The 19,228-nt window shown below is 36.7% G+C and carries 15 protein-coding genes and 1 pseudogene; 5 read left to right on the plus strand and 11 right to left on the minus strand.

The genetic code is table 11. The features are described 5' to 3' along the window. Positions 1-153 precede the first annotated feature (153 nt). A pseudogene (locus QQS39_RS01960) lies at positions 154-344 on the minus strand (GNAT family N-acetyltransferase); the annotation flags it as partial. A 786-nt stretch (positions 345-1,130) separates the two neighbouring features. On the opposite strand from QQS39_RS01960, the gene QQS39_RS01965 reads away from it, so the two are divergent. After that, positions 1,131-1,514: a hypothetical protein gene (locus tag QQS39_RS01965; RefSeq protein WP_285805288.1), complete on the plus strand. Its 384-nt coding sequence runs from the start codon at positions 1,131-1,133 to the stop codon at positions 1,512-1,514. Between the two features lie 169 nt (positions 1,515-1,683). Here QQS39_RS01965 and QQS39_RS01970 read toward each other — a convergent pair whose 3' ends face one another. The 6 genes from QQS39_RS01970 to QQS39_RS01995 form a co-directional block, all read right to left on the minus strand. Next, positions 1,684-2,028: a cell envelope integrity TolA C-terminal domain-containing protein gene (locus QQS39_RS01970; RefSeq protein WP_151434060.1), complete on the minus strand. Its 345-nt coding sequence runs from the start codon at positions 2,026-2,028 to the stop codon at positions 1,684-1,686. A gap of 209 nt (positions 2,029-2,237) precedes the next feature. Next, the gene (locus QQS39_RS01975; protein WP_285805289.1) at positions 2,238-3,299 is read right to left on the minus strand and encodes a fimbrial protein; all 1,062 of its coding nucleotides are present in this window, start codon (positions 3,297-3,299) and stop codon (positions 2,238-2,240) included. A gap of 9 nt (positions 3,300-3,308) precedes the next feature. Next, positions 3,309-5,816 (minus strand): fimbria/pilus outer membrane usher protein, encoded by a 2,508-nt coding sequence (locus QQS39_RS01980; RefSeq protein WP_285805290.1) that lies wholly within the window; start codon positions 5,814-5,816, stop codon positions 3,309-3,311. A 19-nt stretch (positions 5,817-5,835) separates the two neighbouring features. Continuing rightward, positions 5,836-6,516: a fimbrial biogenesis chaperone gene (locus tag QQS39_RS01985; protein ID WP_285805291.1), complete on the minus strand. Its 681-nt coding sequence runs from the start codon at positions 6,514-6,516 to the stop codon at positions 5,836-5,838. 57 nt (positions 6,517-6,573) lie between these two features. Further along, a complete protein-coding gene (locus tag QQS39_RS01990; protein WP_285805292.1) occupies positions 6,574-7,152 on the minus strand; it encodes a fimbrial protein in 579 nt (192 codons plus the stop codon). A 646-nt stretch (positions 7,153-7,798) separates the two neighbouring features. Continuing rightward, positions 7,799-9,601: a sigma-54 interaction domain-containing protein gene (locus QQS39_RS01995; protein WP_151434064.1), complete on the minus strand. Its 1,803-nt coding sequence runs from the start codon at positions 9,599-9,601 to the stop codon at positions 7,799-7,801. Between the two features lie 364 nt (positions 9,602-9,965). On the opposite strand from QQS39_RS01995, the gene dpaL reads away from it, so the two are divergent. The 4 genes from dpaL to QQS39_RS02015 all read left to right on the plus strand — a co-directional run bounded on the left by dpaL (position 9,966) and on the right by QQS39_RS02015 (position 15,436). After that, entirely contained in the window at positions 9,966-11,183 is a 1,218-nt protein-coding gene (gene dpaL / locus QQS39_RS02000) for a diaminopropionate ammonia-lyase (protein WP_285805293.1), read from the plus strand. A gap of 31 nt (positions 11,184-11,214) precedes the next feature. Beyond that, positions 11,215-12,399: a YgeY family selenium metabolism-linked hydrolase gene (locus QQS39_RS02005; RefSeq protein WP_196571076.1), complete on the plus strand. Its 1,185-nt coding sequence runs from the start codon at positions 11,215-11,217 to the stop codon at positions 12,397-12,399. A 72-nt stretch (positions 12,400-12,471) separates the two neighbouring features. Continuing rightward, the gene (locus tag QQS39_RS02010) at positions 12,472-14,058 is read left to right on the plus strand and encodes an N-acyl-D-amino-acid deacylase family protein (protein WP_100157995.1); all 1,587 of its coding nucleotides are present in this window, start codon (positions 12,472-12,474) and stop codon (positions 14,056-14,058) included. Positions 14,059-14,161: 103 nt separating this feature from the next. Further along, positions 14,162-15,436, plus strand: a complete 1,275-nt coding sequence (locus QQS39_RS02015; protein WP_285805294.1) for an MFS transporter — start codon at positions 14,162-14,164, stop codon at positions 15,434-15,436. A gap of 210 nt (positions 15,437-15,646) precedes the next feature. Here QQS39_RS02015 and prfH read toward each other — a convergent pair whose 3' ends face one another. The 4 genes from prfH to deoC form a co-directional block, all read right to left on the minus strand. Then, on the minus strand, positions 15,647-16,258 hold the full coding sequence (prfH, locus tag QQS39_RS02020) for a peptide chain release factor H (protein ID WP_109372630.1): 612 nt from the start codon (positions 16,256-16,258) through the stop codon (positions 15,647-15,649). Further along, positions 16,258-17,403: an RNA ligase RtcB family protein gene (locus QQS39_RS02025; protein ID WP_285805295.1), complete on the minus strand. Its 1,146-nt coding sequence runs from the start codon at positions 17,401-17,403 to the stop codon at positions 16,258-16,260. Before QQS39_RS02025 ends, prfH begins: the two co-directional genes overlap by 1 nt. 316 nt (positions 17,404-17,719) lie before the next feature. Continuing rightward, entirely contained in the window at positions 17,720-18,496 is a 777-nt protein-coding gene (locus tag QQS39_RS02030; protein WP_151434070.1) for a DeoR family transcriptional regulator, read from the minus strand. Between the two features lie 55 nt (positions 18,497-18,551). After that, positions 18,552-19,220: a deoxyribose-phosphate aldolase gene (deoC, locus tag QQS39_RS02035; RefSeq protein ID WP_151434071.1), complete on the minus strand. Its 669-nt coding sequence runs from the start codon at positions 19,218-19,220 to the stop codon at positions 18,552-18,554. Positions 19,221-19,228 lie beyond the last annotated feature (8 nt).

Genomic DNA, 19,228 nt, shown 5'->3' on the forward strand with positions numbered 1-19,228 from the left:
ATCTTCTTATAACAAACTGCACCTGATTGTTAATTTCCCATAAAATCATAGAGAAAGATTATACCTCTGTGTAAGGGATATTACATCGATATGCTTAGCTTTTGAGAGCTAAGTGGTGTTTTTGTTGTCATTGTGTTACTAAACAATCCTTTATCAGATAGCGCTTCCCACCAAATCTCCTTGCGTCACCATCAGTATCATGGAGTTCATCGGCGACGGCCAAACCCCACTCACAGATAAATACCTCGGATTTCATCCGACTGGGCATGAACCAGCATTCCGCGAATGTCAATAGTCTCTACCACTTGAATTCTCCGCAGCCCTGCGTCGCGAACCAATGCGCGTCTTTTAACCATTGTGGAATAGCGCCAAAGTGCTGAAACCAAAAATTATCACGATGGCGTAACGAAACTTTTTTAGAAATAATTTGTTCAAGTGAAAACATCATCAATTTCCTTGTTGAGGGCATAAAAAACGAGACGTGATGAGCCTATTTAATCGGGATTAAAATGTTAATGAAGGCAAATCAGGATGAGGTAGAATCAATCACTTATCTCGATACTTAGGGTTTAAAAAGGGCTTATATACTTTTATTCACCACACTGCCTAAGATAACAGCACAAGTGAAGACCGCACCTAAGCGCGCGGTTTAGATTGGGTTACGTTAGCAAGTATACGTGATTCTGAAAATGCCATATTTAGTTATAGCTCAGCTGAAGATGAAGCTGCTGGGGTCACAATGTGGGGGATGTTATCTGAGTGGTTTGAAAAGGTCGGTTACCAAAAAGTTTTTGATAACATAAGTTTATCCTCCTCTAGTTTTAAAGATATTCTTGATTTAAATGAATATTAGAGAAAAGGATATCTGGTCGTTTCGTTAATATCTGCTGGTATGCTAACTGGTTTACCAAACCAAGACACGTCGAGTAAAAATCATTGGGTCGTCTGGAACGGAACTCTTGCTGGAGCAGATGATTCGATTCTTACTAATGAAACTAATTTAGATACTGTGGTGAATTTAAATTGTTTTTCTTGGGGTGAAGTTAAGGCTTGGGTTAAGAAAGAAAAATCACTGAATTATGTATTAAACCATATATTTGGTGCACTTGTTTTCAAGCGAATATTGTAAAATGAAGATTATAATTTTATTTTTTGCATCACTAATATTGATGGGTTGCGGCAACCCGACTCCAAAAGTAACGCCTGATCAGTTACCAGTAGGAACCTCCGGCATTGCGTATAATGCGACAATTAATATATCCGGAGGATATATTAGCCCCAAAGGTATTTCTGTCAAAATAATACCTCAAGACTCTGGATTGACATGGAGTCCGAAGATTTCATATCTAACATTTCAAGGTAAAACCCAAAAAGATGAGGACTTCCATGAGATTAGTATCACTGGAATACCATTATTAAAGGGAATTATTCAGATTAAAATTGATGGATATACATCTGGCACTATGTACGCAGGCAAGGAGTTTCATAAAATTTATGAAATAGAAATTGACTAAACTAATAAAATTTACTGAAATTTAAATTAACCTATCGATATGATTAATAAGTGTTTATTGATTTATGTCTTTCTCATGTTTGTTTGAAAAAAGAGCTTAAGGTGAAAATTATAATTTTTTGTTTCTTTTTTATATTATCTTCGCTTAATCAATCATTATTACTTGCAAGTTACGGCCTAAAGTCAATATAAAACGTATTTTTATTGCTGATCTTCTTATTTTCTGGCGGTGAAGGAAACTTTGTTTCTTTAATAATTTCAATGCCTATATCACAAAGTGATTTATCATTTTTCGTGTTTCTTTCATCTGGAACAGCTGAAATTAATCTTCCATCATCAGATAATGTCACCTTTATTAAGCATTCTTTGCCTTTATAATTCTCTTTTTCGTAGAAACTTGAGCTGATCGATTTTTTTATTTGTTCTACAAAGTTTATTACAGAATTATTATCGATAGGCGCTGCACTTAAATATCCAGAGAGAAGAAAACTGAAAAGAAATATATATTTCTTCATGTTAATTGATTTCCTTGTAAGTTATCATGATATTAATATGTGATAAATCAGTACTTTTATTATTTTTATTAAGTCGATATTAGGTTTAAAAATTATACCTTATTAATAATCAACTTACAGTGTGACTTATAAAAAAACGCTATTAAAATTAATTTAATAGCGTTATTGGTTTGTGGAGTGATCTTTTTATTTAACTTACGCTATTAAATCTAATTAAACTCAAGCACAAAATTTGCTGAGCCATTAACTTTACCTGGTTTTATTTCCTCACCATAACGGAAATATTCAGCTTTTAACGGCACACTTGTTGAGCCACTGGTTAAATCGGCCAGTTTAACAAATTGGTTATTCACTAAACGTGTATTATTGCTTAATGGCGATGTGACAACGAAGCCAATACCTTCTGCATTATCTCGGCCACCTTCATTATCTGCTTTAATAACCGATTCTTGACCTTCATAGCTTGCGGTATTATTTGCCATCAGCTTTATTTTGGAGGAAACATTGCCAGTACAATTAATTTTTAGATGATCTTCAGCGTAGGCTTGTTCAGTTGGAAAACCCATTTTAGGAAATGCAGATGTTGATATTCTAGGAAGATTCATAACAAGGTTCGTATTTTCAGTGCTACATGATGTTGGCGCACTAATAATATTAACAGAAAGGCGATAACTAAAACCTACCGCTGTTGTACCACCACCAGAATTAAAGCGATTAATTAACACAGAGCCAATATATTGGGTAGTGAAACGTTGTGACTTAGGATTATCTTTAGTGGAATAGACAATAACCGTCGCATCTCTTGAATAAAGTTTACTATCATTAACAGGGATCTCTTGCCCCGGCTGACTTCTAAAAGAGTGTTGTGTTTTATTGTCAATTAACACATAAGCATAATCATCTAAACCAACAATAGGGGCATTGCGGACAACATAATAAGCAGGTCTGCCATCAATATCCATATAATAGGTGGGTATAACACCACTGGCTTCACTATATGTTGCATAAGCATAAACTTCAGCGCCATCAGGACAATCTGCAACAGAAACGTCAGAGCCATCTCGTACAAAGGTAAAACGGCCTATTTCTTGGTTTTTTTTAATTGAACCTGTTAATTCAATCGTACCTGCTTTTGCATCCATAGTGCCGTGCTTAATACCGCCATTATTAACGCAGTTTGGCGCAGCATAGCTATAAAATGGAGTAGAAGATAAACCAAGTATAAAAGTAAGAAATAATAAATTATTGGTTTTCTTTTTGCAGTTGGTCATTTTATTTCCTTATTTACACTCAGCAGTTAAAATATATAACCCATTAGTTGGTGACTCATTTTTCGCATTGTAGTTAGCATGGCAGTTATAGGTTTTACCATCAGCTTTCCAAGAAACTTGAATATCACCTTGTGGTTTATCTGCAACAAAATAAAGTTGATTAAAGTTGGCTACTAATTGCTTTTCTGTTTGTCCAAGATCTGCTTGAGCACCCATTGGAATAACACGTTTATCAGGTGTTTCTAATGTGAGTAAGAATTTAAATCCTTTTTTAGCATCAAAGTCAGCAAGGATTAATGCGCCTTTAGTCGGAATAATATTACTCATTATGTTATTAGAAATCTCAGTATCTGCTGGGATAGATTTAGTATCAATGCTAATACTGTTTTTCTGATATGCAGACATACCCGAAATAACCGCTAAACCACTACCATTTGTTTTCACAGATTGACCGTTAATCACTTCAACGCCAGCAGTATCTTTCGTCAGAATTAAAGCGTTTGTTTGTTGTAACGATGGTGTAAGTACAGCACCATATTGTGTCGCAACAAAAGCCCCACTAATTCCGTAGTTAAGATTTTGTCTATCTTTTGAGTATGAATAACCCGCATTTACAATAGCGCTTGATGTTTTATAAGAACCATTTAATCCGCCGCTATAGTTAACGCCTTTATTGCCATAACCTTGATAAACATCCCAGCTTGCTTGATTTCTTTCGCCATAAGTTCCACTTAAACGTGCAGTATGCAAGGTTTGGTCATTATTATTGGTTGAGACAGCATAGTTTGCCCATACATAGTTTTCATTCCACGTTAATGGGATACTAATATTCATACTTAGATCATAAGTGTTTTTATCGTTATTATCGAATCGATTACCATCATAATAAGTATAATAAATGCTGTAGTTAATTTTATTTATTGAGCTATTAAAACCAATGTTATAAGAGCTAATGTTTTTGCCGTCAGCATATTTATAAATAATAGAGTTTAAGTTTATTGATGAGTTATTTGAAAATAAAGGTTGGCTAATTGACATCGTATATTCATTTTTTAGCCCATCATTTGCCTGATACTCTTTATCTTTGTACTCCATTGCATCATTGAAGTTAAGAAAATTAGCATCAAAATGGCGATAACCCACTACAGAAACGTTGGTATTAGTTAATTCAATATTTTTTGAATAATTAACTCTAAAGGCATTACCGTTTAAAGATTCATCATGATTAACCGTTGATTTGGCATAGAGCCAATCGGCGGTAATTGCACCATAACTACCAAAGTTAATTCCACTACCTAAACCAAAAGACTGGTATTTTTCAGCAACCAATAAGCCGCTATAAAGTGTGACGTAATCCGTTAAACCGTAAAAAGCTTCAGTTTGGGCTAAATAAGTGCCATCACCACTATTGTGGCTGTCGTATTTACCTGTTGAAAAGCTATATTTTATTTCGCCTTTTCGTTCTAGACTGGCAATAGAAGAAAAAGGCACAATGAAATTCTTTTCGGAGCCATCAGATCCTTTGACATTAATATATAAATTTCCTCCGCTACTCATTGGGGAGTAATCAATAATATTAAAAGGTCCTGCGGGCACGCTCTTTTTATAAATAATTTGCCCATTTTGCGTAATAGTCACGATGGATTCTGAATTAGCGATGCCAACTACACCTGGGGCATAGGTTCTATTTTGGTAAGGCGTCATTAGGCGGTCTGTCATTAACTTCAACCCACGATATTTAACAGAGTCAAATAACTGAGATGAACTATAAAGATCACCAACCTGTAATTCACTTTTTAACGCATAAATATCTCTAGAAAGAACGTTACTTAATGTATTCCATCTATTTTCACCATTCTCATTTCTTGCCCATGTCGAATAATTATAAAAACGCCATGCACCAACGTTAACTTGGCTTTGAATATTGCCATAATAGCTATCGTTTGTTTCACCGTTACTGCGACGATTAAATGATGAAAATGAATAGTTAACCAAAGCTGCAGGAATACCTGAATCCCAATTATTAACTTCGTTAAGTTGGAGCCTATTTTCGTTAATATATTTTTGCGGTATTGTCAGAATATAATGACTTCTGTTTAAATCAAGTACGCCAACTGTGTGATCAATAAGACTAATATTAATAAATTTGTCGTCTTTATTAATTAATTCACTCGGAATATCAACACCCGCCTGATACCATTCATCAGCCGTTAATAATGGAACTAAGACTTTTTTATTATCAGCATCATCCATTAATGCGAATTCTACTTCACGATTGAAAATACGATTTTTATTAATAAAGAAATCAACGTAATAGTGACCAGGCGCGATAGATGATTCTCTAAATACACTGAGATCTTCATTGGTAACTTGTTGTGAACTACCTTCAATATTCAATAGATTAGGTGGATAATAATCATCTGCTGAAGTATTGAAGGAGGTAAATAAACCTCCTACTATCAATAAATAGAGTGAGGATTTATTAAAATAATTATCCATTCCTTTTTCCATTTTCATATTAAATTAAATCTCTTAGTTATAATTTAAAATCTACTGGAACACCTTTTCCAAAATCATCAATATAAAGAAGTTGAATTTTACTTTGGCTATTCGGTATTTTATTTGTTTTTATTATAGTTTCGGATTTTGGTGGTAAATAACCAGGATTCTCTTCTATTTCATGATTATTAATAGATAATTTTCCAATATTAACAAATAAAGGAGAGTTATTAACAACGACTAAATTTCCATTTTTAATTGACCATTTAAGAGATTTTATTTCTTCTTCAATATTAATATTACTAAGAGATTGCGGGCGATAAATTAATTTTATTTTGTTAGTCATGGAATAACGTAAAACATTTTCTAAATCTTCATTGCTTGGCGCGACAAATTTTACGTTAATCCAATACATTGACTCAACATCATTAGGTAATGTTGTATTTTTAGTGACTTGTAGCGTATTTTTTTGCTGTGCAACAAGTTTTAATAATGGAGGGGTGATCACAAAGTTTTGTGTGACCTTGCCATTAAGATCTTCAATCCAAGATTGTAATAAATAGTTGGTGTCTTTATCGGTATTAAATGCAACAAAGCCCTCGTTATTACTCTGTTCATTATAAATAACACGGGTAGTTTCTAAGCCAAAACCAGCAAAGCTTGATGATACAGTGCTAAATATGAGTCCTAACCCTAAAAGTATTTTTTTAAAAGACATAACGATGACAACCTTTATTTAAAAGCGCAGGTTAAATCATTAACCTGCGCTTAATTATTATTGATAAGTGATAGTGTAATTCAGTGTTGCATCAGCTTGACCTGCAGTAACAGTGCTTGCGGTACTAATATATTTAGCAACAAATTCAGCCGTCCAAGAAGAGTCAGCACCTGTTACATCAATAGTTTCAGATTTACTTCCATTAATCACCAATGGCGTAGATGGATTTTTAACGTTATAAATACGGATACCTACGTTTTGAGCTGTTTTAGAATCCGTTGGATTATCCAATGCTAAAGTTTGGTCTGAGCTGCTATCTGCTTTACCATCTAATTTAAGCGTCACTTTCCCTACTGGCGGACAGTTTTCTAAAGTAATTTCAATTTTACCATTACCATTTTCGCCACCCACTTCCGAATCTTTTCCACTAAATGCGCTGGTAGGATAACGACCCATTAATATATTCGCATTAGGTGAATTAGTGTCGTTAATATCGATAATGCAAGAAGAAGAATAGATTAATCCTTTAAAGGATAAAGTACCTGTCTGCGTTTCAGCTGCTAATACACCCGTACTTGCCGTTATTGCAGAAACAAGTAAAGCGATAGGAAGAAGTTTTTTTGTCGAAATAGTCATTTTATGACCTCTATAGATTTATATAAATAGTAGTTGTTTTCTCAATGAAAACAGATTAAATGCTATTTAATTTAGAGATTAACTTACTATTACCAATTATAAATTTAGTAAAAGCATTGAAATATACAAGTGCTTTAAACAGATAAATTAAATAACAAGATATAATCTTTTATAAAATAGCTTGTTAGTATTAATTAATTAGATAAAGGTCATATTTAGATGAAATTATCATTTTTTAAATAATACTGATTACGTTATTACGTTCTAATTGGTTTTGACTGGGAAGCAGTTTAATGGCTTTATTTAATGATGTCTTGTGGACAATGTTACAAAATTTTCTTATGAAAAATAAAATAATCGTTAACATTACAATGAAATTAGAAATAAAAATTCAATATTTTCATTTAGTTGTCTTAATGTGCAATTAAAGTACCACTATAAAATAGTTTAAGTTTATTTAATTGATAATATATTTAGTTACAAATATAGAGTAATTTTACATAGTAAAATGACAAAAGTTTAAATAATTGGGTATATATTGGGTATATAGAGAAAATTGTCATACATATATAAGTAAAAATCCATAAAATAAATAGTCTAAAAATGATTACTAGTGTTAGTGGAATAAAGACAGGTAATTATCGAATTATAACTTGTTCATTCTTCTGTATAGCGTAGCAATACTTATTCCTAAAATTTCTGCGGCTTTTTTCTTTCCATCAAGAGTATGCCCTGTTTTCTCTAATATTTGCATGATGGTTTGATGTTCTAAACGGTGTCTTTTTATTTTTAAATTATGTTTCTCTTTATTTAATTGGGATGGGTTATCATTATTTTTTTTATTCTCTTTCATAGGCTCTAATAAATATTCATTTTTATTATTTATCGTTCCTGTTTTTTCTAACAAATATGGTGGCAGATGGCTTAGGTTTAAATCAATAGTATCGCCTTGCATAACATACATATATTCAATCACATTGCGTAGCTCTCTGATATTGCCGGGCCAATCATAGGAATATAAGTAGTTAATAACAACGTTGGGGATTTTTGTAGCTGGTCGTTGATAGGTTGACGCCAGATCATCAGCAAAGAATTGTGCAAGTTCTGCAATATCTTCTCGATGATCACGTAATGCAGGCGTATGGATTGGAACGACATTCAGGCGATAAAACAGATCTTCACGAAATTGCCCTTTATTGACCATTTCACGCAGATCTTTGTTGGTGGCAGCAATGATCCTTACATCAATATTGATCATATTATTAGAGCCAACACGAGTGATGCTTTTTTCTTGAAGCACTCGTAAAAGTTTGGCTTGTAGATGTAAAGGCATATCCCCAATTTCATCTAGGAATAGGCTTCCACCATGCGCTAATTCAAATTTACCAATACGCCCTTTAGGATCAGCGCCACTAAATGCACCGCGGACATAACCAAAAAGCTCACTTTCTAGCAGTTGTTCTGGGATAGCTGCGCAGTTAATGGTAATAAAAGGCTGTTTTGTGCGTAGGCTTTGTTGGTGAATAGTGTAAGCAACCACTTCTTTACCTGAACCGCTTTCTCCTGTGATAAGTACACTAGCATGGCTAACAGCCACTTTGCTTAACATGCTTTTTAATTGGATCATATTTTGCGAGTTGCCAATTAAAGGCGAGTGAGGATTTTCATCAACAGATAAGGTATTTACTTGCGTCATATAATCGCGGGCATCATGGAAAATAACCATAGTGAGTTGGTCATTATCCATAGACGAAAAGGTGATTTTTTTACACAGAACATGATAGCGCTGTTGATTTAATATTAGCCACGCTTCTTCATCACCATAAAGAATATCGCCAGTCATATCGATATCAAGAGACTGCCCAATTAATTCACAATCAAAAAAACGTAGAGCAGAAAGATTGGCATGCCAAATTTTGCCTAAGCTATCAATAGCGATAACACCTCTATCCATCACATCAATTAAGTTTCGAAAAGTACCAAACCGCTCTTGCTCTCTAAGCCTTTCAAGACATTCAAAAACACGACTTGAAATCATCTCTGAAAATTGTTCGATAAAAGTGATAAAGGCTTGTTTTTGTTTCATCAAAAACATTTTCTGTTCTCGGTTAGAACAGATAATACCAATTACACCAATAACTTGGTTATTGAGAAAAATTGGTGCATTAAGATCAAGCTCTTCGGTGCAAGTTAAGCGATTTTGACATAGCTGGCAGAGCGCGTTTTCTTTTGGATCTTCAATCAGAATAGTTTGCTGGACTTGCAGTACATGGCGATAAATATATCCATTACTAGAGACATCTTGATTGAGCATATAGCGATAACGACCTGTACCTGCAATACGAATTAAGTTGTTATCAATAATTTCAACATCAGTACCAGTGATACCCGCAATGGCATCGGTGTATTTGCTGATTTCATCTTGTAGGGTACTTAGTAATGAGTGCATCACATTCTCACCTTAAAATTATCAATATTGATAATAAATTATCACCATCTGTTTGGTGTGTTTAATTTAATTATTATTTATTAGTTAGTTATGTTGTTTTTGTATAAAGCTCACACAGTTTCTTATTATTGATAATTTATCACCTAAATAAAACCGCCTAGATCACAGCTTTTCTGCATCATTAATTTCATTTCTTAATCGTTAAAACAATAAATATATTTTAAATCAAATGGTTATATTTTTATTAAATGCTTTTTGAATGAGTTGGCATACATATTGCGATATAGGGGATAACCCTATGTATTCCGATTAATCGCGATATTGGGTTATCGCGAATTTTAAAGTGTGATTAAGAGGTAATTCCATGCAGGAGCAATTGCAGTACCTGATTAACCAAAGTTCATTTACGCGAAAACCAACCGCGGAGCTTGCCCCTTTTCATTATGAAGAGTTAGTCAAAGCGTTAGATTTTCACAGAACTATTCCAGGATACGCACCTACACCATTATTTCATTTACCCCAGTTAGCCAAAACCTTAGGGATTGGTGAGTTATATCTCAAAGATGAGTCTTTTCGTTTTGGTTTAAAAGCATTTAAAGCGTTAGGTGGTGCTTATGCGATGGCACGCCATATTGCTGATTTCCTTGAAATGGACATAAGTGAATTACCTTATGAGGTAATGATCAGTGATGAGATCAGGAAAAAGTTAAATGGCGTGACTTTTGCGACAACCACTGACGGGAATCATGGACGTGGCGTTGCTTGGATGGCAAGACAGTTAAAGCAAAACGCTGTGGTTTATATGCCAAAAGGATCATCTCAAGAACGTTTAGATGCCATTTTACGTGAAGGTGCAGTCGCTGAAATCGTTGATATGAACTATGACGATGCAGTGAGAATGACGGCTGAAATGGCTGAAAAATATGGCTGGATTGTGGTTCAAGATACTGCATGGGATGGCTATGAAGAGATCCCACTTTGGATCATGCAAGGCTATGGCACTTTAATGCTGGAATCTCTCGCACAATTACATGAAGTTCCCCCGACGCATATTTTTGTGCAAGCCGGTGTGGGTTCTTTTGCGGGTATGGTGCAAGGCATGGTAACCGCAGCTTATGGCAAACAAGCACCGAAAGTGATTGTGGTCGAAGCGCGCATTGCTGACTGTTTATATCAATCTGCGGTATCAGGAAAAGCAGATGCTATTCCTGTTGGTGGGGATTTACAAACAGTTATGGCAGGGCTTGCTTGTGGTGAAGCGAATAGTATTGGTTGGAATTTATTGCGCGATTATTCAGCGGCATTTTTCTCTTGCCCTGATGCCGTCGCGACGAGGGGAATGCGGATTTTAGGGAACCCTTTACCCGGTGATCCGCACATCATTTCTGGTGAATCTGGTGCTGTGACAACAGGCTTGCTCTCTATTTTGATGCAATCACCTGTCTATCAGAGTGCGAAAGAAGCGCTGGGATTAGATGAAAATGCACGAGTGCTTGTGATAAGCACTGAAGGTGACACTGATCCTGAACGTTATCGCGATATCGTGTGGGATGGTGAGTTGCCTAGCTTCAAACAATTTTAAAAAACAAATAAGTCTTTTGGAGTGAACAAGTATGTTATCAGCAAACCGATTTGATGAAGTTATTAAGAATTGCCAATTATTAATCCAACAAAAAAGCTATTCAGGTGAAGAAGGTAACGTTGTTAAAGTCATAGAAGAGATGATGAAAAACTATGATTTTGACGATATTCACATTGATAAATACGGCAATATTATTGGCGGAATTATAGGTCAACACCCAGGGAAAACCCTTATTTTTGATGGTCATATCGATACTGTACCGGTGAGTGAGCGTGACTGGAAAGAAAAACCTTATGGTGCAGAAATCAAAGATGGCAAGATTTATGGTCGCGGCACCAGTGATATGAAAGGTGCCGTCGCTGCGATGATTTCAGCGATAGGTTTTTATGGTCAAGATAATCAGCGCAATTTTGCTGGTCGTATTTATGTCTCTTGTATTGTGCATGAAGAGTGTTTTGAAGGTGTTGCCGCAAGACTCGTTTCTGAGCGCTATAAACCAGATTATGTGGTGATTGGTGAAGCCTCTGAATTAAACCTCAAAATTGGGCAACGCGGTCGTGCTGAAATTGTGGTTGAAACCTTTGGTAAACCCGCTCATTCAGCCAATCCAGATGCAGGGATCAACTCTGTTTATAAGATGGCAAAACTGATCGAGAAGATCAGAACCTTAACACCATCGGTTCATCCTGTATTAGGAAAAGGGATCTTAGAACTAACAGATATTAAATCATCACCTTATCCGGGCGCTTCGGTTGTGCCTGAATATTGTCGCGCCACTTACGATCGCCGTTTGTTAGTGGGTGAAACGAAAGAAGAAGTGCTTGCACCATTACAAAAAGCGATTGATGAACTTGCTTCTCAAGATGCTGATTTTAAAGCAAAAGTCTCTTATGCCTACGGCACTGAAAAATGTTACACCGGAGCCACTATTGAAGGTGAACGTTTCTTCCCTGGTTGGGTATTAGAAGAGAGCGATCCTTATGTACAAAGCGTTTTAAAAGGGCTGCACGAGTCAGGCTTTAAACCGACTGTCACACAATACTCTTTCTGTACTAACGGTAGCCATTATGCGGGTGAGGCGGGTATTAAAACTATTGGTTTTGGCCCCTCTCGCGAGAACTTAGCGCACACCATTGATGAATATATTGAAGTTGAACAGTTAAAAGGTGCTGCGAGTGGCTATTACAGCATTATGAACAGCCTTTATCACCTTTAATCCTTACGAAATAAATCCTTACTAGAAGAGTATCTGGCGAAACAGCCAGATGCTCTTTGGAGAAATAACAGAATGAAAACAATATTTAAAAACGCCACTGTTATTGATGGAACAGGGGCAAGTGCATTTCAAGCTGATGTTGTGGTTAATGAAGGGAAAATAATAAAAATCGGCCAGTTTGATGCAAAAACAAATGATCAGATTATTGATGCAACAGGGAAGATAGTTTGTCCCGGTTTTATTGATACTCACACTCACTCTGATCTTTCTGCTCTACTTAATCCCGCTTTATCTGCCAAAATTCGCCAAGGGATCACCACTGAATTGTTAGGGCAAGATGGTGTCGCGTTAGCACCATTACCAGAACAATATATTTCAGCATGGCGTAAGAATATTGCGGGTTTAGATGGTGATTCTGACAGTATTGATTGGCATTTTAAAAATACTGAAGGTTACTTAGGTATGTTGGAAGCGAGAGGCTCTGCAACGAATCTTGCTTACCTTGTTCCTCATGGCAACATTCGAATGGAAGCGATGGGATTAGAAGGTAATCCTTCTACCCGTGAAGATGTCGCCAAGATGTGTGAGATCTTAGAGCGTGAGTTAAAAGCAGGGGCGTTTGGTTTATCAACCGGATTGATTTATATGCCTTGTGCCTTTGGTGATACCGCTGAAATGATCGAACTTTGTAAGGTTACAGCAAAACATAATGGCATTTTTGTTGTTCATCAACGTAGTGAAGCTGACGATATTATTCAATCAACTCAAGAGCTTATTGATATCGCCAAAGCATCAGGTGTTTGGTTGCATATTTCCCATATGAAAGTTTGCGGTAAGAAAAACTGGGGATTAATTGACGAAATGCTTGGTATGTTAGAGCAAGCGCAAAAAGAGGGCATTCGTATCTCTTTTGACCAATACCCGTATGTGGCAGGCAGTACCATGCTTGGGGTGATTTTACCGCCTTGGGTTCACGCAGGCGGTACAGAGAAATTATTAGAACGCTTGGCTTCTCCTGAACTGCGTAAAAAGATGATTGAAGATATCGAAAAAGGCATTCCGGGCTGGGATAACTTTATTGATTTCGCAGGATTAGAAAATATTTATGTGACTAGCTCTAAAACAGAAAAAAACCAAGATGCTGTTGGGCTTAGCCTTGTAGAGCTAGGCAAATTGAGAGGTAAAGATCCGTATAACGCAACCTTTGATCTGCTATATGAAGAAGAAAATGCGGTAGGCATGGTGGATTTTTACGGTACAGAAGAACACGTTATTAAATTCTTATGTCGCCCTGAACAAAACGTCTGTACTGATGGATTAATGGGGGCAGGTAAGCCTCATCCTCGTGTATTTGGTGCATTTCCGCGTGTTTTAGGGAAATACGTCAGAGAAGAAAAATGCCTCACTTGGGAACAAGCCATTCGCAAAATGACAGGTAAACCGGCTGAAGTCCTTCGATTAACCGATAGAGGTTTAATTAAAGAGGGATATGCCGCTGATATTGTGATGTTCGACCCTGAAACCATTATTGATAAAGGCACGTTTGTTGAACCAAACCAATACCCTGAAGGGATCGATTTGGTGATGGTCAATGGTCGTATCGCATTAATTAATGGGGTCGAAAGCTACGCCTGTAGTGGTCATGTTTTAAGAGCATAACGACACAAAAACACAATAACACTCTTAAACGTTAAATCTTATCTCTGTTTATCACGGTTGTTCTTCAACCGTGATGGTTTCCCCTTACCTGAGGAACAGGAAAATGAGTTCAAATATTATTCCAAATCTTCAACAGAAGAAAACATGGAAAGCTCGTTACACCGTTTTATCCTTAATTTGGTTAGCATGGTTACTTTCGTTCTTAGATAGAATGGTAATGAGTGTTTCATTACCCTTTATTGGACGTGATCTTAATCTTGATACCACACAACAAGGCTTAATCATCAGTGCGTTCTTTGTCGGTTATGCGGCATTCCAAATACCGGGCGGTTTCTTAGCTGACCGTTTTGGCGCACGTAAAATTATGGCAATCGGCATTGCATGGTGGTCAGTCTTCACCAGCTTAACGGGGATGGTATTTACATTACCGTTAATGTTAGCGGTGCGATTCTTATTTGGTATTGGTGAAGGTTGTTTTCCATCCGCTTCTTGGAAAATGATCTCAACTTATTTCCCATCTAAAGAGCGTGGTCGTGCAACGGCAATTCAATCAACAGTAAATACCTTAGGCCCTGCATTAGCGGTTATTGTTGCTGCGAGTATCATCGGTGCTTTTGGCTGGCATATGGTGTTTATTGTTTTAGGTATTCCCGGTCTATTAATTGCAGCGGGTATCTATTTCTTCACTCGTGATAATCCCAAAGATCACCCAAGTATCACCCAGCAAGATCTCGATGAGTTAGCCGCAGATGGTACGTTAACGGATAAACCTGTTGAAGCAATACCTTTTAAAGATGTGTTAAAGATGCCAGTACTATGGCAAATGGCAGCAATTTGGTTTTTGTTTGATATTACCTTTTGGGGATTCTCAACATGGTTACCAAGTTATTTAATTACTGTTCGTGAATTCTCTTTGGCTAAAACAGGGGTAATGGCGGCGATCCCATTCTTATTTGGCGCTGGTGGTACATTATTAGGGGGTTATGTTTCTGATAAATGTAAATCACAGCGTAAATGGTTATATATGATTACCGCAGTGATTGCAGCAGGCTTTTTATATATGACATATACCGTTGAAAGTGCTGATATGGCTGTTGTATACCAGTGTATTTCAGCATTATTTATGTTCTTCGCCATGGCAATGTTCTGGGGTATTTTAATGGATACTATTCCAAATAAAATCATGGGTCGTGCTTCAGGGATTGTTAACTTTGGTGGTCAAATGGCGGGTGTTGTTTCTGCACCGGTTATGGGCTTTTTAATTAAAGCAAGTGGTGGTAGTTACGACAGCGCATTTATGTTTATGATTATTGCATTAGTTGCTTCTGCGGTTGTAACGTTCACGGTTAAAATGCGAAATACACCAGCAGCCATTTAATTAATAATAGTTATATTTTAATAAGTGTGATTTATTAAAAGAAATAAGATTAATTAAATAAAATAAATGTATTAACTGTAAGATTTATTTATTAAAACTCACTATACGCTTTATTGATTTTTTAATTTAAAAAATCTTATTGCAGGGTATTTTTGTCTCAAAAAAGCCACGATTAAAAATCGTGGCTTTGCTTTTGTTAGATAAATAACATTATTTGCTTATAAGAACAAAGTCGTTGCCACTAAAACAGAGTGTGGCATCGCCACGAATAACTCGGTGATGGGCAATATGGCGTTGGCTATTTAATGAAGCGTGTTGTTTCATCATATAAGCCTCTAAATGCCATGCAATAAGTTGTTTAGCGAGCTTTTTATTTGCGTGCTGGCTACGTTCTGATTGCACTTTTACACTAATACCAGTGGCAATATGTGTTGCTCTGACTGCCGATTCTGTTTTATTAACATGCTGACCGCCGGGGCCATTTGAACGCATGGTTTCAAAGACAATTTCTTTGTCATTAATTTCATCAGGTTGTTCAAAACAAGCAACACCAATAAACCAATTTTTACGTTTATGCCGAGGTCGTAATGTGCTTGCACATTGCCATTGTACAGAGCCTGCCCACTGTTGTGCGATAGCCTGTGCATCAGCACCTTCAAGAGATACTAACGCTGATTTTAAGCCATGACGTGAAGGCTCTTTTTCAAGAACTGTGACGTTCACTTGCTGTTTTGTGGTTGATTTCAAAAAGTAATTTAACGCTTTTTCAACGGCTAAACAGCACTCTTCAGGGCCTTGTGCGGAGGTGAATTGTAATAACATTACGCCATCTCCCCACTTGTTTTATAGGTGATCACCGGTTTTAAACGCGCGATGACGTCGATTAATCCAATATTCACCATGCTTTCAATCACTGTTTCAATCGATTTATAAGATTGTGGTGCTTCTTCATAAATCAGTTGTTTATTGGCACAAATAATACGGCTACCTAATGCTGTTCGTGAAAGTTGTAAAGGTGTAAAACGGTGTGATAATCGCCCTTTACACTCTGTACGCATCCATTTTCTACCTGCACCATGAGGCAATGAATGAAGGCTTAATTCGCTTAATTCAGACATAAGTGGCTTCACAATATAGCTATAATCACCGCGTGATCCCGGAATAACCACCATATCGTGATGTGCGGGTGTTGCACCTTTACGATGTAACCAACCTTGTTGACCATGTAATTCACAAGGCTCTACAAGATTATGATTTACATCAGAAATTACTTCACCTTGAGTACGAATTTGGCGCATCATTCTTTCACCAATAAGGCGGCGATTAATCTTTGCGTAATCAAGTGCATTATTGTGGGCTTGCAAATATTCATTTACTGCTTCGGTGTTAGCAACAAGCCCTTTATGACCAAACTGCTCAGTATGGGCGCGTAAGATAGATTGTCCTAAACCTCTCGATCCGCTGTGAACTAATAGCAATAACTGTTTTTTATTGATACTACTTGCAGCGAAAAGTGTTTCATTAATCACTTGGTCAATTTGTTGGAATTCAGCAAAGTGATTACCACCACCAATAGAGCCTAAAGAGCCAGCGAAAGGATGGTTTTGCATTTCAGTCGGTAGATGCGCTTCTAGCCATTCTGAAGGTGCGATATCACTCATTTCACTCAACTGTTTTTCCGCTTTATCTAAGTTGAGTTTGCTGTTTTTAAACTCAGTTTGAAAAAGCGTCATACCACAGCCAATATCATTACCGACTAAAGCAGGGTAAAAGCGATTAACAGAAAAAAAGGCAGCGCCAATGGGATAACCACGGCCAGGATGCAAATCAGGCATACCTGCAACATAAGCCATATCAGGAAGTTGAGCGGTTGTTTCTAATTGTTGGATTGCTTTGCTTTCAATCCAAGTATTATCCGATGCGATATAACAAACGCTATCAGATAAATAATGAACACACTTGTCCATATACCAATCCATATAATGTAAAGGATAAAAAAATAAATTGATTGGCGGACAGCAAAAAGAAGAAAAAAAGGATTACTTCTGAGATTGTCCGCAAAGAGTATTCATATTTGTAGTTGTCATGGGATACCTCCTTGCAGTTAATTGAAATGGATGAAAAATAATAAATCGCGGGCATATTAACCACTTTTTTTTGCATTGGCAATCAAAAAGTGGTGTGATTTTTCTTTATTTTTTAAAAAAAGAATTAATCGATTTTATTTAATTTAAGGTTAGCTTTTCTTTATTATCTATTTAAGTTAGCTCTCTATTATTTAATTTAATAAATCACTTTTACGGAATTTTTTCGGCAATAATCTTCGTAATCATCCGTTAATTTTCTATCTGTGATAACAACATCAAACTGAGCTAAATCGCCCATATTGCCTGTCGCTGTTTCATCAAAATAGTGATATTTGGTGAGTAAAATCTTACGAATAGATTTATCCATCGCTTTTTTCTTCATGTACAGATCGTCGATGTTATAACAGGTAACGCCAAAATCGAGATGAACACCTTCGGCTGAAATAAAGGCTTTTTTAGGATTAATGCTATCAAGATAAGAAGTCTGGGTAGGATTATAGAATGAATCACTTTTAGGACGATATTCACCTCCGCAAAGTAATACGGTGGCATTTTTTTTCTGACTTAATGCCAAAAATACGCGGTGAGAATAACAGATCCCCATGAAATGCAGATTATCGGGAATTAGCTCAATCAGTGTAGGAATAAACTGTCCGTTATCGAAAAAAAGAACATCACCGTCAGACACCATGCCAGCAGCAAGATTAGGAATATGAAGTTCTTCAGTTTGATCCGGCGTAATAATATCAGAGGATGTTGAGATTAACCCTGAATGGGGCTGGGCTAATGCAACAATGTAGCCACCTAATAATGACATCGGAAAAGGGTTTTCGGCATCAGAACTAAGGTCGCGCCTAATTGTCATTTCAGAAACTTCAAGGATCCTCGCGGCGTCTTTAAGATGTATGCGACCTGAGCGTTTTATACATTCACTGAGGCGGCGCAAACGTTCGTGCTGTTTGGTCTCTATCACCGAAGGATCCTTGTGTTATCGAATAGCGTACTCCAAGAAAATATACGCTAAATAATTAGTAGTTTGATTCAGGTGCATCTGAATCTGTTGCGATAGCGACACTTGCACTCGCACCGATACGTGTTGCACCTGCTTTGATCATGTTTAATGCTGTTTGGCGATCGCGAACACCACCAGATGCTTTCACACCAACTTCATCACCAACGGTTTTGCGCATTAAAGCAACATGATGTTCTGTTGCGCCCATTGTACTGTATCCTGTTGATGTTTTCACAAAATCAACACGGATCTCACGACACATTTCACAAACTAAACGTACTTCGTCATCAGTTAATAAGCAAGTTTCTAAAATAACTTTCAGAGTTGTATTACCACAAGCGGCTTTTACTGCTTCAATATCTTGTTTTACGAAGTCTAAACGACCGCTTTTTAACATACCGATATTGATAACCATATCGACTTCTTGTGCGCCTTGACGAATAGCTTCAGCCGCTTCAAATGCTTTTGTTGCTGTTAAACCCGCCCCGAATGGGAAGTCGATAACACAACAGACTTTTACATCACTTCCTTCAAGGCAAGTTCTTGCTAAAGGGATGTAAGAAGTGTTAATACAAACGGAGAAGAAACCGTGTTCAACTGCTTCAGCACACAATTTCTTGATTTGTGCTTCAGTTGTATCTGCTGCAAGAAGGGTATGATCGATATAATTAGCTAATGGACGCATAGTATATT

Source organism: Proteus appendicitidis (genome assembly GCF_030271835.1).
GTDB classification, from domain to species: Bacteria; Pseudomonadota; Gammaproteobacteria; order Enterobacterales; family Enterobacteriaceae; genus Proteus; species Proteus appendicitidis.